This window comes from Rhodococcus cerastii, assembly GCF_033042195.1.
In the GTDB taxonomy this organism is placed as follows: Bacteria; Actinomycetota; Actinomycetes; order Mycobacteriales; family Mycobacteriaceae; genus Rhodococcoides.
In genome coordinates this window covers 1-581 of record NZ_JAWLKF010000046.1, presented here as the reverse complement: position 1 = coordinate 581, position 581 = coordinate 1, and the positions used below count along the sequence as shown (strand labels likewise).

Annotated in this window: 1 rRNA gene; it reads left to right on the top strand. The window is 55.1% G+C overall.

What is annotated here, in order from left to right:
- Positions 1-170 (top strand): 16S ribosomal RNA (locus R3P93_RS24535); the annotation flags it as partial.
- Positions 171-581 lie beyond the last annotated feature (411 nt).

The following is a 581-nucleotide window of genomic DNA, read 5'->3' as shown; positions in this document are numbered from 1 at the left end:
AATACGTTCCCGGGCCTTGTACACACCGCCCGTCACGTCATGAAAGTCGGTAACACCCGAAGCCGGTGGCCTAACCCTTGTGGAGGGAGCCGTCGAAGGTGGGATCGGCGATTGGGACGAAGTCGTAACAAGGTAGCCGTACCGGAAGGTGCGGCTGGATCACCTCCTTTCTAAGGAGCATTCTCCAGAACATGTACCAGCACACAGGTGCTCGGATGATGGACTGGCAGAGCCCGTTTCGTTCCCACACGTGGAACGGCGGGAGCTCACGGGTGGAACACTGACAACCAATTCGCATCATTCGGTTCTTGTTGCCGGCCTCTCACCGAGGTCGTCGATGGGATCGGACGCGAGTTATATCGATGCACTGTTGGGTCCTGAGAGAACACGCGAGTGTTTCTTTCTAGGCAAGACATATACAGGCTTTCACGGTTGTTCATACCGGGTTGTTTCTGCGAGTTTTCTTGTGGGGGTGACTGTCTGGTGGCGGCGTTGACGTGAGGGTGTGTGTGTTGTTTGAGAATTGCACAGTGGACGCGAGCATCTTTGTTGTAAGTAATGAAGAGCGTACGGTGGATGCC